General features: G+C 72.1%; 12 protein-coding genes. 6 read left to right on the top strand and 6 right to left on the bottom strand.

All coding sequences use genetic code 11. The annotated features are described in order from the left end of the window. The first annotated feature begins 118 nt into the window (after positions 1-118). From QSK31_RS35380 to QSK31_RS35400, 5 genes are all read left to right on the top strand, one after another. The gene (locus QSK31_RS35380) at positions 119-2,722 is read left to right on the top strand and encodes a fibronectin type III domain-containing protein (RefSeq protein WP_285689008.1); all 2,604 of its coding nucleotides are present in this window, start codon (positions 119-121) and stop codon (positions 2,720-2,722) included. Between the two features lie 14 nt (positions 2,723-2,736). After that, the gene (locus QSK31_RS35385) at positions 2,737-3,717 is read left to right on the top strand and encodes an AAA family ATPase (RefSeq protein WP_285689009.1); all 981 of its coding nucleotides are present in this window, start codon (positions 2,737-2,739) and stop codon (positions 3,715-3,717) included. After that, a complete protein-coding gene (locus QSK31_RS35390) occupies positions 3,714-4,835 on the top strand; it encodes a DUF58 domain-containing protein (protein ID WP_285689010.1) in 1,122 nt (373 codons plus the stop codon). The genes QSK31_RS35385 and QSK31_RS35390 overlap by 4 nt, the downstream gene beginning before the upstream one ends. Continuing rightward, positions 4,829-7,060, top strand: coding sequence for a transglutaminase TgpA family protein (locus tag QSK31_RS35395; protein WP_285689011.1), 2,232 nt, complete (start codon positions 4,829-4,831; stop codon positions 7,058-7,060). The genes QSK31_RS35390 and QSK31_RS35395 overlap by 7 nt, the downstream gene beginning before the upstream one ends. Before the next feature lie 179 nt (positions 7,061-7,239). After that, positions 7,240-8,493, top strand: a complete 1,254-nt coding sequence (locus QSK31_RS35400; RefSeq protein WP_285689012.1) for a TolB family protein — start codon at positions 7,240-7,242, stop codon at positions 8,491-8,493. Between the two features lie 4 nt (positions 8,494-8,497). Here the strand turns inward: QSK31_RS35400 and QSK31_RS35405 are convergent, their stop codons facing one another. From QSK31_RS35405 to QSK31_RS35425, 5 genes are all read right to left on the bottom strand, one after another. Continuing rightward, positions 8,498-9,274 (bottom strand): SAM-dependent methyltransferase, encoded by a 777-nt coding sequence (locus tag QSK31_RS35405; RefSeq protein ID WP_285689013.1) that lies wholly within the window; start codon positions 9,272-9,274, stop codon positions 8,498-8,500. A 40-nt stretch (positions 9,275-9,314) separates the two neighbouring features. Beyond that, positions 9,315-10,688 (bottom strand): FAD-binding oxidoreductase, encoded by a 1,374-nt coding sequence (locus QSK31_RS35410; RefSeq protein WP_502873061.1) that lies wholly within the window; start codon positions 10,686-10,688, stop codon positions 9,315-9,317. A gap of 71 nt (positions 10,689-10,759) precedes the next feature. Next, positions 10,760-12,385 carry a diguanylate cyclase gene (locus QSK31_RS35415; protein ID WP_285689015.1) on the bottom strand — a complete coding sequence of 542 codons (1,626 nt, stop codon included), beginning with the start codon at positions 12,383-12,385 and terminating at the stop codon, positions 10,760-10,762. 40 nt (positions 12,386-12,425) lie between these two features. Continuing rightward, positions 12,426-12,890: an SRPBCC family protein gene (locus QSK31_RS35420; RefSeq protein WP_285689016.1), complete on the bottom strand. Its 465-nt coding sequence runs from the start codon at positions 12,888-12,890 to the stop codon at positions 12,426-12,428. 23 nt (positions 12,891-12,913) lie between these two features. Further along, a complete protein-coding gene (locus QSK31_RS35425) occupies positions 12,914-13,855 on the bottom strand; it encodes an LLM class F420-dependent oxidoreductase (protein WP_285689017.1) in 942 nt (313 codons plus the stop codon). Positions 13,856-13,974: 119 nt separating this feature from the next. On the opposite strand from QSK31_RS35425, the gene QSK31_RS35430 reads away from it, so the two are divergent. Beyond that, a complete protein-coding gene (locus QSK31_RS35430) occupies positions 13,975-14,571 on the top strand; it encodes a TetR/AcrR family transcriptional regulator (protein WP_285689018.1) in 597 nt (198 codons plus the stop codon). Here the strand turns inward: QSK31_RS35430 and QSK31_RS35435 are convergent. After that, positions 14,553-14,687, bottom strand: a complete 135-nt coding sequence (locus tag QSK31_RS35435; RefSeq protein ID WP_285689019.1) for a hypothetical protein — start codon at positions 14,685-14,687, stop codon at positions 14,553-14,555. The two genes, QSK31_RS35430 and QSK31_RS35435, sit on opposite strands and share 19 nt — an antisense overlap. Positions 14,688-14,932: the final 245 nt, after the last annotated feature.

Here is a 14,932-nt window from a genome sequence, read left to right on the forward strand (position 1 = left end):
TGATCACGCTTAGCGATCATGGTTATCCACAGGCGTGATTCGCCGGGTGTCCGCAACAGTCGATCCACCCCTATGATGGCCCCCGTTCCGGACGCTCTACGGGGAGGACGCGCAGGCTGTGACCACATCGAAGGCCCCGTGGCGTACGCGTGGCGGTCTCGTCACGATCGGTACAGTCCTCACTCTCGTGACGGGGCTGGGGCTGACCGTGCTCGGGCTCGGCGCCGCCGACCAGGCCGTCGCCAGTTTCGACGCCGCCTCCTGGGTGTGGAGCAAGGGCAAGGGTGAGGTCGCGCGGGTCAACGGGGTGACCGCCAAGGTGGACACCCGGGTCGACGTGCCGACGGCCCGTGGCCACACGATGCAGATCTCGCAGAACGACCGGTTCGTGATCTACCGGGACGTCAACTCCGGCGTGATCAGCTCGATGGACCTGACCTCGTTGAAGGTGTTCGCGACCACTCCTACCAATTCGGGGCTCGGGGTCCGCGTCGCGCTGCACGAGGACGCGGCCTTCGTGGTCGACGCCGTGCGTGGTGTGGTGCGGCAGCTCGACCCGCGCTACCTGACGCCGATCGGGCAACCTCTGAACTATCCGCCGGGCATCACCGGCGGGGTCTTCGACGGCAAGGGGCGGCTGTGGATCGGCGTCCCCAGTCAGGGGACCGTGTCGGCGATCACCGCCGCGCCGATCGCCTCCGACTCGCCTCAGGGCGGGGGAGCGGCCGGGGCCGCGGGGCCGACGCAGGTGGCCACGACCTCGGTGGCGCCGCCCAGCCATGACCTGGCGCTCTCCACGCTGGAGGACGGCGTGGCGGTGCTCAACCGGACGACGAACGCGCTGACCACCGTGCGCGGCGAGCAGAAGAAGACGACGCAGCTGCCGCTGGCGGGGCCGGGCACCGTGGCCCCGCAGACGTGGGGGCTGTCGATCCCGGTGACCGTGCCGGACGCGCGGCAGGTCTACACCGTGCGCGACGGCAAGCCGGGGCCGAGCTTCCAGGTGCCGGGTGACGGGCCGCAGCTGCAGGCCGCGGTCGCGTGGGAGGGCTTCTTCTACGTCGCCGAGGAGGACACTGGCAAGGTTCACGTGTTCGACTCGCAGGGCCGCGAGCAGAAGAGCATCGACGTGCCGAACCCGGGCGGGCCGCTGGAGCTCGAGGTGCGCGAGAACTACCTGTTCATCAACGCGCCGGGCGCCTCGACCGCGCGGGTGGTCGACAACGCGCACCGGGTGCGGACCGTCGACAAGTACGCCGACGACGTGCTCGGCGGCGACACCCCGCCGCTGCCGGACTCACCCCCGCCGCCGCCGAAGCCGAAGAAGCCCGAGGTCGCCAAGCCGGGTGCGCCGCGCAACGTGCGGGCGGCCGCCGGCAACGCCGAGGTCCGGGTCTCCTGGCAGTCGGCGAACCCGAACGGCGCGCCGATCACCCGCTACGTGGTCACCGGCGACGGCAAATCCTTCCAGGTGGGGGCCAACCAGCGGTCGGTGAACGTCACGGGGCTGGTCAACGGGCAGACGTACCGGTTCGAGGTGCACGCGGTCAACAAGAAGGGCGACGGGCCCTCCAAGAGCAGCAACCCGGTGAAGCCGACCGCCGAGGTGCCGGACGCGCCGACCGCCGCGACGGCGCAGGCCAAGGCGGACGGCTCGGTCGTCGTGTCGTGGCCGCCGGCCAACGGGCAGGGCCTGGAGATCAAGCGGTACTCGGTGACCGCGATCTCCGAGGGCGGCAGCGCTCCGGCCGGCGAGGCCGACGGGGCGGAACTGGCCATCAAGGCCGGTGAGCTCGAGTACGGCAAGCAGTACGCGTTCACCGTGGTCGCGATCAACGAGCGGGGCGCCGGATCCAAGGCGTCGCCGGTGAGCAACAGCGTGGTGCCGTTCGCGAAGCCGGAGAAGCCGGGGAACGTGGACGCGGCCACGGTCGGCGGCAAGAAGGGCGCGATCAAGGCGTCCTGGTCGCCGTCGGCGGAGAACGGCCGGCCGATCACCAAGTACGTGGTCACCGCCGGCGGCCGCTCGGTCGACGTCACCGGCGGCAACACCGTCACCATGGACGGGTTCGCCGACGGTCAGACCGTCAAGGTCGAGGTGCGCGCGGTCAACGAGGCGGGGGAGAGCGAGCCGGGCACCGCGACCGCCCGGACCGTGGCGATGCCGAAGGTGACCATCACCGGCGGGTCGTCGACGTTCAACACCGGCACCATCACCTTCAGCGTGGACGCGGGCGGCGGCACGGCGTCCTGCACGGTGAAGGCGACCGGCGCCGGGTCGGCCGACGGCAGCTGCTCCAGCCTCAAGGTGACCGGGCTCAAGCCGAGCACCACCTACGAGTTCACCGTCCGGGCCCGCAACGCGGCCGGCTACGTCGACGCGAAGCGCGACATCGAGACCGAGGACCTCCTCGGCACCGCCACCTGCAACAACGGCGAGAACGGCGAGACCGCCACCTACTGCGACAAGGACCGGGACGGCCGCAACGGCAACGAGATCTTCTCGGTCACCCGGCAGGACGACAGCAAGCAGACCGGCTGGGCCAGGCCCGGCACCCGGCTCAAGGCGCTCTGCAAGAAGTCCGGCGAGTCGGTGTACGCCTACATCTACAACCACGACAAGCGCAGCACCTGGTGGGTCAAGATCAACTCGGGTTACATCCCGTGGGCGTGGATCAACCTCGACGGCGGCGACGACATCAACGACTTGCCCACCTGCTAGGCGGTACGCACCACATGACCACAGAACCGTTGCCGCCTCAGCACATCCAGGGCTTCGCCCAGGTCGCCGCGCAGCTCGCGGAGCGGATCGGCTCAATCGTGCTGGGCAAGCCGGAGGTCGTCCGGCTCGCCCTCACCGCGCTGTTCGCGCAGGGGCACGTCCTGCTCGAGGACGTGCCCGGCGTCGGCAAGACCACGCTCGCCCGGGCCCTGTCGGCCAGCGTGCGGGGCCAGTGGCGGCGCATCCAGTTCACGCCCGACCTGCTGCCCTCCGACGTGTCCGGCGTGACGATCTTCAACCAGGCCAGCCGCGGCTTCGAGTTCCACCCGGGCCCGGTGTTCGCCAACATCGTCATCGCCGACGAGATCAACCGGGCCTCGCCCAAGACCCAGTCCGCGCTGCTCGAGGTGATGGAGGAGCGGCGGGTCACCGTCGACGGCGTGCCGCACCCGGTGCCGCAGCCGTTCCTGGTGGTGGCCACCCAGAACCCGGTCGAGATGGACGGCACCTACCGGCTGCCCGAGGCACAGCTCGACCGGTTCCTGGTCAAGCTGTCCGTCGGCTACCCGGACGAGGACGTCGAGGTCGAGGTGCTGCGCGGGGCGGCGAACCGCTCGACGGACACCCTTGAGGCGGTCACCGACACGGCCACCGTCGGCGAGATGGTGCGGATGGCGCTGCGGGTGCACATCGCCGACCCGCTGTACATCTACGCCGTCCGGCTGGCCGCCGCCACCCGCAACCACCCGCAGGTCCGGGTCGGCGTCAGCCCCCGTGGCGTGATCGCGCTGACCCGTGCCGCGTGCGCCTACGCCCTGATCAGCGGGCGCGGCTACGTGCTGCCGGAAGACCTGAAGGCGCTCGTCGAGCCGGTCTTCGCGCACCGCGTCCTGCTGTCACCGGACGCGCAGCTGCGTGGCGTCACCGCGGCGGAGGTGCTGAACGACGCGATCAAGTCGGTGCCCGTGCCGCTGCCCGACAACCAGCGCGTATGAGAGGCGTCACCGCCCGCGGCTACGGCGTCGCCGCCGCGGCGGTCGTGCTGCTCCTGGCCGGGTTCCGGTTCGGGTACCCGGACCTGGTCGTGATCGGCGTGGCCGCGGTGCTGGCCGCCGCGATGGCGGTCGTCTTCGCGCTGTGGCGTCCCACCCTCAAGGTCGACCGGCACGCCGACCCGGACCGGGTGGCCCGCGGCGACCCGGCGACCATGAACCTGACCGTGCACAACGCCAGCCGGTTCCGGGCGGCCAGCCTGGTCGCGGTCGACCGCTGCGGCGGCCGTGACGTGCCGGTTCCGCTGCTGCGGCTGCGTCCCGGCAAGGACACCACCGAGACGTACGCGGTCCCCACCGAACGCCGCGGTGTCGTGCCGGTCGGCCCGCTGCAGGTACGGCGCTCCGACCCGCTGGGACTGATCGAGCTGGCCCGCGGCTACGGCGGGACCACGACCGTCTGGGTGCATCCGCGCATCCACCTGCTGCGGGCGGTGCCGGCCGGCCTGTCGCGCAGCCTCGACGGCCGGATCGACAAGGTGCCGCACGGCACGATCACGTTCGACTCGCTGCGGGAGTACGTGGTCGGCGACGAGATGCGCCGGGTGCACTGGCGCAGCTCGGCGAAGGTGGGCGAGCTGATGGTGCGCGAGCAGCTCGACACCAGCGAGCCGACCATCGTGGTGCTGCTCGACGACCGCACCCAGGCGCACCCCGATCCCGAGACGTTCGAGTCGGCGTGCGAGGCGGCCGCATCGATCATCGCCGCCGCCGTCCGCGAGGACCTCACGATCGGGCTGCACCTGGTCAGCCAGGAGAAGACCGGGCCCTACCTGGACGTGCTCACCGAGGTCGAGCTCGAGGACGGTGACCTCACGCCGAAGGTCCGCCACCTGCGCACCCAGCGGCTCGGCGACACGCTGGTCTTCCTCACCGGCCCCGGCGGCCGGCACGACCTGGGCGCGGTGGGCGCCCTGCGGGGCCCCTACCCGGTCGTCATCGCGGGGCTGTTCGGCGACCGCGACGCCGCCCCGGTCACCGCCGGTCACGGGATGATCGTCGTCGAGGCGGCCGACGGGCTCGAGTTCGCCGGCGCCTGGGACGGTGTCCGCGGATGGTGAGGTGGCTGCGGGCTGCGGTCGTACCCCTCGTGCTCGTGCTCTTGATCTCGCTGTCCGGCCTGGTCCTGGGGCGGATCTACGCCGACGACCTGCTGCTGCGACTGGTCGCGGGTGCGGCGCTGGGCTCGGTCGCGGTCTCCGTCGGGGTGCGCCGGCTGCCGTCGTGGACCGCCGCTCCGGCGTCCGTGTTGCTGCTCGCCGGTTACACGCTGTTCGCGCTGAACGTCGCCGCGGACCGTGCCGCGCTCACCGACCCGCTGCTGTCCATCGTCCGCGACTCCCTGGTCAACGGCATTCCGCGGCTGCTCACGGCCATGATCCCGGTGGAGGCGACGCCGGACACGGTGGTCGTGCCGATCGTCGCCGCCTGGCTCGCGGGGCTCGCCGGCGCCGAGGTCGCCCTGCGCGGCGGCCGGATCCTGCTCGGCTGCGTCCCGGCCGCGGCGCTCTACGCGGGCGCGCTCTACGTCGTCGGCCCCAACGCGTCGGCCGCGGGCTGGCCGTCGGTCGCCTTCGCCGGTCTGGTCGCGGCCGCACTGGCAAGTTCCCAACCCCTTGACGGTACGGGCGCAGCAGACGTGCCCGTTCCCACACGCGCGATCATGCGGGGGCGCGCGCTCGCCGGCGCGGCCGCCGGGCTGACGGTGGTGGTCGCGCTGGTGGCTCTGGCCGGGCCGTGGGTCGCGGGGCACGTCTCGGCGACCCCGGTCGACCCGCGCCGATACGTCCAGCCGCCGCAGGTGGACAGCCTGGACGAGAGCCCGCTCAACCGGATCTCCGGCTGGGCACTGACCCCCGACGAACCTCTGCTCTCGGTCGAGTCGTCCACCGACAAGATCCGGCTGCGCCTGGCGGTGCTGTCCGACTACGACGGGGCCACGTGGCGGGTCGGCGCCACCTACCGCAACGCGGGACGGGTGCTGCCGACGCAAGCCGCCCCGGCCGGCGCGACCGTCGACGAGGTCAAGCAGGAGATCACGGTGGACGGGCTGACCGGGCGGCTGCTGCCGGTCGTCCCGACGCCCAGCGAGGTCGAGGGCGCCCGGGTGGCGTACGACCCGGCCACCGGCACCCTGATCCGGCCGGAGGAGCTGCGGCCCGGCGTGCGCTACTCGGTGACCTCCGAACGGCCCACCGCCGACCTCAACCTGCTGCCCGAGGCGGATTCGCCGACCGGTGCCACGGTGGCCCGCTTCCTGGCCGTCGGCGCGAACGTCCCCGAGCCCATCCAGCGGCTCGCCGAACAGCTCCAGGAAGGCAACGGCGCCGCCTTCGACCGGGCCACCGCCATCGAGGAGTTCCTGGCCGAGCACTACCGCAAGGTCAGCGACGCGCCGAGCGGGCACGCCTACCCCAACCTGGAGTACTTCCTGTTCGGCCCGCGCGACCGCGGCGGACAGGTGGGTACCTCCGAGCAGTTCGCCGCGTCGTACGCCCTGCTGGCCCGGCTGACCGGCCTGCCCAGCCGGGTCGTGGTCGGCTTCGACGTGCCCGCCGGCGGCCGGGTCACCGCCGCGAACGCGCTGGCCTGGCCCGAGGTCCTCTTCGACGACCTGGGCTGGGTGGCGTTCGACCCGATGCCCAAGAGCAAGGACCCGCGCCCGGTCGAGGAGGACTTCACCCCGAAACCGACCACGCCGCCGCCCCCGCCGTCCGAGGCGCCGCCGCCCAGCGACGAGCCCAGCCAGTCGGCCGGCCCTGCGGTGCTCGCCGATCGCGGCGACGGCGGCCCGTCAACGGTGGTGCTGGCCGGTGGCGCGTCCGGGTCGGCGTTCCTGCTGCTGGCGGTGGCCGCGTTCGCGATCGTGACGTTGCGCCGGGGCCTGCGGCGCAAGCGTCTCACCGACGGGCCGCCGGACGAGCGCATCGCCGGGGCGTGGCTCGAGTTCACCGACGCGTTGCGGCTGGCCGGCAAGCCCGTACCCCAGCATCTGGCCGCCACCGAGGCGGCCGCGCACGCGGCAGTCGTCCCGCGCCCGATGCTGCGCCGCGCGGCCCCACCACCGCAACCGGCCGATCTGCCGGCCCTGGACGGCCTGGTCGACGGGATCAACACGACCGAGTTCGCGCCCGGCATGGCCGACGAGGCCCAGGCGCGACGGGCCGCCGACCAGGTGGTGGCCTACGCGGACGCGCTGCGGCAGGACCGCTCCTGGTGGCGGCGCGCCTGGTGGACGGTGCACCCGGGCCCGCTGCGCTGGCACCGCCGGCCGCGCGACGAGTAGAAGGGTGTCGGCTTACCGGCCGAGGTGCACGAACGACGCCCAGAGGCCCGGTTTGGCGGGGAAGCGCTGCAGTGGGGGTGCGGCGTTGAGGTGTTGCACGGCGTACGCGGCTTCGACGCCAGGCGCACACAGCGACCACATCGCTGGTCCGGTGGGTGCACTGCGGGGACGATGACCCGATGAGGTGGCGGCGTGGCGTTCCCGTGATGGGTCTGGTGGCGACGGTTGTCCTGTCCGGAGGGGGTGCGGCGGCCGCGGCGCCCGGCGGAGGATCCACGGAGCGGGTCAGTGTCTCCTATCGCGAGGCTCAGGCCGACGGCGACAACTACTGGCCGGTGATCAGCTCGGGTGGACGGTTCGTCGTCTTCGGGTCGTACGCGCACAACCTGGTTCCGGAAGGCAACGGCGGCCTGTATGTGCGCGACCGGCTGACCGGGACCACCACGCTGGCCGCTCAGGTCCCCGTTCCCGCGGAGGCCGCGATCACCCCGGACGGCCGATTCGTCGCCGTGGTCGCGGATCCCGGATACCTGTACGTGCGTGACCGGTGGACCGGCGCCTGGACCGAGGAGCACAGCGCGGCCGACGGGCCGGATCCCGGGGTGGTCCTCGCTCCGAAGCTGAGCGCGGACGGCCGGATGCTGATCTTCGCGTCGACGTCGCCGACCACGGTGCCGGGCGACACCAACCGCGCGATGGACATCTTCGCGAAGGACCGGCGGACCGGGACCGTCACTCGGATCAACGTGTCCAGCGCGGGGGAGCAGGCCAACGGCTGGAGCGGGGATCCGGCGCTCAGCCCGGACGGACGGTACGTGGCGTTCACCTCCTCCGCCGCCAACCTGGTGCCCGGCGACACCAACGACACCCCGGGCGATCCGTACGACGGGTACGACGTTTTCGTCCGCGACCTGCGCACGGGCACCACCAGCCTGGCCAGTGTCGCGCCGGACGGCACCCAGTCCGACGGCTCCGGCAGCATGTACCCGGCCATCAGCGCGAACGGCCGCTACGTCGCCTTCCGGGCATTCTCGCCGCCGCCCGGACCCGGCCCGCGACAGGAGGCCGACCTCTTCGTACGGGACCGCTGGTCGGGCACCACCGAGGCGATCACGTCCGGTGACGGCGCGAGCTGGGAACCGGAGATCAGCGCCGACGGCCGGTATGTCGCGTACCACTCGGAGGCGGCGAACCTCGTCCCCGGGGACACGGACACCAACGGCACCTCGGACATCTTCTTCCACGACCGGCGGGCCGGAACGACGAGGCGGCTCAGCGTCGGCGTGTCCGGCCGGCAGACCGACGGCGGGTCGCTCTACGCCTCGATGACCGCGGACGGCAGCGCCGTCGCGTTCATGTCGGGGGCGACCAACCTGGTACGCAGGGACACCAACGACAAGGCCGACATCTTCGTCCGGACGACCGGCCGGTAGCCCGTCACGGCTTGCGGCCGACACCACCGAAGTGCGAAACGTCCTCGATGCCGCCCCCGGCGTCGGGGCGCCACGCCGAGCAGGTGACGATGCCCGGCTCCAGCACCTCGAGGCCGGCGAAGAACGACTCGACGCCCGCCTTGTCGCGCAGCCGCATCTCGGCGCCGCCGGTCGAGTTCCACAGCCGGACCGCCTCGGTCATCGCCTCGCCGTGCACCTCGGTGGTCGGATGCGACACCACCAGGTAGCTGCCCGGCGGCACGGCGTCGATCAGTTGCCCGAGGACGGCCTCGGCCTGCTCGTCGGCGATGATGAAGTTCAGGATGCCGAGCAGCATGATCGCGACCGGCTTGTCGAAGTCCAGCGTGCGGGCCGCGCCCTCGAGGATCGTGCCCGGGTCGCGCAGATCGGCGTCGATGTAGTCCGAGACGCCCTCGTCGGTGCTGGTCAGCAGCGCACGGGCGTGGGCGAGCACCAGCGGGTCGTTGTCGACGTAGACGATCCGCGCGTCCGGGGCCACCCCCTGCGCGACCTCGTGCGTGTTGTTCGCGCTCGGCAGGCCGGTGCCGATGTCCAGGAACTGCCGGATGCCGGCCTCGCCGGCCAGGAACCCGACCGCGCGGTGCAGGAACTCGCGGTCCGCGCGGGCCGAGGTCACCAGGTCCGGGACCAGCGCCAGGATCTGCTCACCGGCGGCCCGGTCGGACTCGAAGTGGTCCTTACCTTGCAGCCAGTAATTCCAGATCCGGGCGCTGTGGGGGATCCCTGTATCGAGGCTCACGCCGCGACACTCTAATGTGCCGGGTCGATCTCCGAAACGGTCAGACGCGCACGATGTTGTGGTTGATCCGGAACATGTTGTCCGGGTCGTACTTCTCCTTGACGGCGACGACGCGGTCGTAGAGGTCGGCGCCGTAGACGGCACGCAGCTCCGCCGGGGTGCGCCCCTCCTCCGGCGACACGAAGTTGACCATGCTCCGCGGGTCCGCCCACGGCGTCAGCCGGTCGACGCAGGTGGCCAGGTAGCTGTGCAGGAGAGGCGCCGTGTCCGGACCGCCGATGCCGAGCGCGAAGAACTGGAACGGCAGGCCGCGTGAGGGCACCGCGTCCGGGACTTCGGGCGTACGGTCGAGGGCGCCGCCGAGCGGCCGGATCTCGACGGCGACCAGCGGGCACCCCGAGTCCGGCCCGGCCAGGTCGAGCAGCGCCGCGAGCGTGGCGTCGGACAGCTCGCGCAGGCCGAGGCTGCGGTCGTAGTAGGGCAGCGGGAACGCCGGGTCGTTGTGGACGGTGCCGGACTCGGCGTACGGAATCTCCGCGATCGTGTCCAGAACCGTCGCGCCCAGCGCCCGCATCGGCGTCAGCAGCCGCTCCCCGTCCGCCGCCGGGCCGACGTAGGTGAAGCGCACGTGCACCGTGAACGACCCGCGCAGCGGTTCCGGGATCTCGGGCAGGGGCGGCAGCCGCAGCACGCTGATCGACGTGGTGGCCGCGTCCGGGAGCGTCGCCGCGAAGTCCCGCCAGGCCGGCAGCACCTCGGCGAGGCGCTCACCCGCGAACCAGAGCCCGCCGCCGTACACGGTGGCGACCGGGAAGACCCCGAACTCCATCCCGGTGACCACGCCCAGGTTGCCCCGCGAGCCACGCAGGGCGACGAACAGGTCCGAGTCGTCGGTCGCGGTGACGGTGCGCAGGTGCCCGTCCGCGGTGACCACGTCGATCGAGGTGATGTGATCCGAGGCGTACCCGAAGGGCCGGCCCAGCACCGGGCTCATGCCACCGCCGAGCAGATAGCCGACCGCCCCCACGGTGGGTGACGAGCCGTGCGCCGCGGCCAGCCCGTGTACACCGGCCGCGGCGGTGATGTCGCCCCAGCGCGGCGACCCGGTGATCCGGACGCTGGACGCCCGCGGGTCGACGGTCACCGACGTCATCCGGTCCAGGGTCAGCAGCAGCTGGCCCTCGCCGGTACGCGGCTGCAGATGACCGCCGCCCCGGGTGGCCACCGCCAGCCCGTTCCCGGCGGCGAACCGGACGGCGTGCTGCACGTCGGCGGCCGTGGCGGCGCCCACGACGACGGCCGGCGTCAGCGGGGTGTTCAGGTTGAAGGTGGCGCGCTCCTCGTCGTACCCGGGATCGCCGGGGACGAAGACCGGGCCGGCGAGGCGGCTTCTCAGTTCACTCAATGTCTGCACGTCGGACTTGGACGCAAGGGACGGAACGTTGTTCACCGCCCGTGTGGATCTTCACGCGTCGGAAAGCCGACTCAGCCGGCCTCGACGCGGTTGCGGCCGGTGCGCTTCGCCCGGTAGAGGTTCTCGTCGGCGTGGCGGGTCGCGGCCGTCAGGTCGGCGTCCGGGCCCACCGCGGCGACGCCGATGCTGATCGTGATCGGGCGGCCCGGCGCCAGGTCCGGCCAGGTCATGGCGGCCACGTGGGAGCGCAGCAGCTCGCACCGGGATGCCGCGTCGGCGAGGTCGGTGGCCGCGAGGGCGATCAGGAACTCCTCGCCGCCCATCCGGGCGACCAGGTCGGTGTCGCGTACCGAAGCCATCAGCTCGCCCGCGATCCGCTGCAGGACCAGGTCGCCGCTGTGGTGACCGAAGCGGTCGTTGACGTCCTTGAATTTGTCGATGTCGACGACCGCGACGCAGAGCGGGCCGGCCGCGGCCATCTCCGGCAGGCGCTGCTCGGCGTGCCGGCGGTTCGGCAGGCCGGTCAGGGAGTCCTCGCTGGCCTGCCGCTGCCAGGTCAGGTTCGACCGTTCCAGCTCGGCGCTGCGGACCCGAGCCAGCTCGGCCTCCAGGCGGGCGTTGTCCAGCTCGAACTGGTGCACGGCCATGCGGGCGCGGGCGGCGGCGACGTCGCTGTGCGCGGACCGCTCCATCGCGTGGTAGGCCTTGTACGAGGCCAGTGCCGACTTGTGGTCGCCGAAGCTCTCGTACGCCTCCGACAGGTCCCGGTGGACGGCCATCGCCATCGGCGTCTCGCCCGCGGCGACCGACTGGTCGAGGGCCTCTTGCAGGCCGCTGATCGCCTCGGCGTGCCGTCCGCGCATCAGCCGCAGCTGGGCCTGGTGCTGGAGTGTCCCCAGCTCCACCGAGTGGTACCCGTGGGTGACCGCGATGGTCCGGGCCTCGGCGATCATCTGGTCCGCCGCTTCGAAGTCGCCGCCCAGGGCGCGCAGCATGCCGTAGTTGTCCAGGCTGATCGCGACCCGGAACGGGTTGCCCGCCTCCCGGGCCAGCCGCAGCGCCTCGTCGACGTGGCCCAGCGCGGCGCGCAGCGTGGTCTCGGCGCCCGCGTTGTCGCCGGCCGCCCGCCGCCGCGACACCTGGTGCACCGCGTTGTCACCGAGGTTGTTGAGCACACAGAACCGGGCCTCGGCGTCCATGCTGGTGGACATCTGCAGGGCGGTCAGCAGGTAGGTGGTGCTCAGGTCGTACTGGCCGAGGCTGCCGTGCACCACGCCGGTGCGGTTGTGCACCCAGTAGAGCAGGTCCTGCGCGCCGAGCCGGTGCGCGATGTCGCGGCCCCGGGTCAGCACGTCCAGGGCCTCCTCGTGCATGCCCAGCTCGTTGAGGCACATGGCCTCCACGGTGAGCACGTCGCAGATCGCGGCGTCGTCGCCCAGGCCTTCCAGCAGCGCGACCGCGTCCCGGCAGGCGGTGACGGCCCGCTCCTGCTCGCCGAGCCGCAGCAGCTGGTTGGCCATCGACCGCAGTGCCGCGGCCCGGCCGGCGTCGTCGTGCTGGACGGTGGCCAGGTCGGCCGCCTGCCACGCCAGGTCACAGCCGCCCCGGTAGTCACCGGCCAGCCGGGCCTGCTCGGCACGGTCGAGCAGGCCGGCGACGGCGGTGGAGGACAGCACGGCGGGGGCGGATCCGGTCACATCGCTGTTATCGACCCGAAAGCCCGGCAGTTGAGGAAGCTTAGAAACGGGCCGCGAGCGCCCTCAGGGTGGCGGTGATGCCGTGTGCGTTTTTGGGCGGGAACTTGAGGATCTCCATCACCCGCGGCGACCGTGACGTCGAGTAGTCGAACGTCTCGGTGACCTCGGTGACGCCCGGCGTGGTCTCGGCCAGCTCCCACCGCCACCGGTGCCCGAGCGGGTGCTGCCACTCCACCAGCTGGTCGGCCTCGAGCCCGGTCACCACCGAGGTGATCGAGTACGGCAGCCCGTACTGTTTCATCCCGACGGTGAACCGGTCGCCGGCCTTGAGCGCGTGCGGCCCCTTGACCGGCACGTCCCGCACGGTCCCGGAGCCGTCCAGTTCCGCGTGCCGGTGCGGATCCGCCACCAGCGCGAAGATCTCCGCCGCCGGTGCGTTCACCAGCACCCGCCGGCTCACCCGCCGAGGTCCCGAATCCACGCTTGTCACTGCCGCTTCCGTCATGCGGCCACCGTAACCCGTACCGATCAGGCCTTGACCAGCGGACGCAGCGCCGCACCCACCTGGGCGACCACGCCGGGGCGGTGGCCGTTGCGGATCAGGTTGATGGTGAGGCCGTCGACGCCGGCGCCGAGGACCTTCTCGTTCAGCTGCTCGGCGACCTGGTCGGGGGTGCCGAGGAAGGCGCGGTTGCGGCGGTCGTCGGGGATGGTCTCGCCGAGTTCCTTCGCCTCCTGCTCGGTCTCGCCGACCATGCCCATGACCAGGTAGCTGGTCTTCAGCGTGGCCGGGTCGCGGCCGATCTCCTCGCACCGCTCGCGCAGCACGGACACCTTGCGCGCCAGGTCGTCCACGTCGCAGATGATGTTCATGTGGTCGGCGAAGCGCGCGGCCAGCCGGAACGTCTTCTGCTCGCCGCTGCCGCCCAGCATGATCGGGACGGCGGACCGGTACCGCGGGTTGTTCATGGCGCCGCGGGCCGTGTACCACTTGCCCTCGAGGTTGCCCTCCTCGCCACGCAGCATCGGCGCGATGATCGTCAGCGCCTCCTCGAGCCTCTCGAAGCGCTGGCCGAAGGTCCCGAACTCGTAGCCGAGGTCGTGGTGCTCCCGCTCGTACCAGCCGGCGCCGATGCCGAGCACGGCCCGCCCGTGCGAGACCACGTCGAGGGTGGTCACGGTCTTCGCGAGCAGGGCGGGATTCCGGTACGTGTTCCCGGTGACCAGCGTGGACAGCTGGACGGTCGAGGTGGCGGTGGCCAGCGCCCCGAGGGTCGTGTAGGCCTCGAGCATCGCGTTCTCCGGCGCGCCGATGCCCGGCAGTTGGTAGAAGTGGTCCATCACCAGCACCGTGTCGAACCCGGTGGCCTCGGCCTCCCGGGCCTGGGCGACGACGGTGTCGAAGAGTTCCTCGGCCGGTACGCCGGGGTAGGTGAAGTTGGGGATCTGGTATCCGAGCCGGATGGTCACGACGCCTCCGTGCGATGTCTGCCGATGTTGCGGTGCCTGCTGATGCTGCGATGTCTGCCGATGTAAGAGGGCTCTCACATGTTAATGTAAGAGCCCTCTTACGAGGAGGCAACTGAGACATGGGTTACCACCACGGTGACCTTCGGGCCGCGCTGATCGAGGCGAGCTTCGGGTTGCTGGCCGAGTCCGGTCTGCACGGGTTCTCGGTCGCCGCGGTCGCGCGCCGGCTCGGGGTGAGCTCGGCTGCGCCGTACCGGCACTTCCCGGACCGTGATCACCTGCTCGGCGCGGTCTCTTCGGCGGCCGCGCGCGATCTGCGCGCGGAGATCGTCGAGGCCACCGACGCCGCCGGCGACGACGCGGGGGACAGGCTGGCCGCGGTGGCGGGGGCCTACGTCACATTCGTGACGCGTACGGGCGCGGGCATCACGGTCATCTTCGCGGCCGGGCTGTCCGAGCTGGTGGACGAGGAGCGCCGCGAGCGCACCCGGGCCCTGATGACCACGATCGTGGACCTCGCCGTGGCGGCGGGACCGGGTTCCTACCAGGATGTCATCCGGCTCGTCGAGGCCACGATCGCCGTGGCGCACGGCTACACGTCGCTGCTCTTCGACGGCTTCTTCGCCCGCCCCGACGGCCACGCCACCGATGTCGCCGCCGCCCGGGCCGTCGAGACCGCGCGGGCGCTGACCAGCTCTCAGGCTCGGCCGCTGTAGTCCCGGACCAGCGGCAGGAAGACCTCGTCCACGATGGACACGATGCTCTCGTCCGTGGCCGGTCGCAGGTGCAGCAGCGCCTCCCCGCGCAACAGGTCGAACGGCAGGTCACGCACGCGCTGCGGCAGGCCGCCCGGTCGCCGCCCTCGCGCTCGGCGACGTCATCGCCAAGGTCAACCCGGTCGACGCCGAGCTGACCGCCGACCCCCTCAACCCCAAAACCGCTTTCCTGGCGTACGAGCGACGGCTGCGCCCCTTCGTCGACCGCAGCCAGGCGCCGGCGCTCCGTTCCGGCTCGAACGTCCTCCCTCGGACGGCACGCGACCTGCGCCGCCGCAACCTGAAGTTCCGTGCGGCGCCC

The organism is Actinoplanes sp. NBRC 103695 (assembly GCF_030269485.1).
Lineage (GTDB): Bacteria > Actinomycetota > Actinomycetes > Mycobacteriales > Micromonosporaceae > Actinoplanes.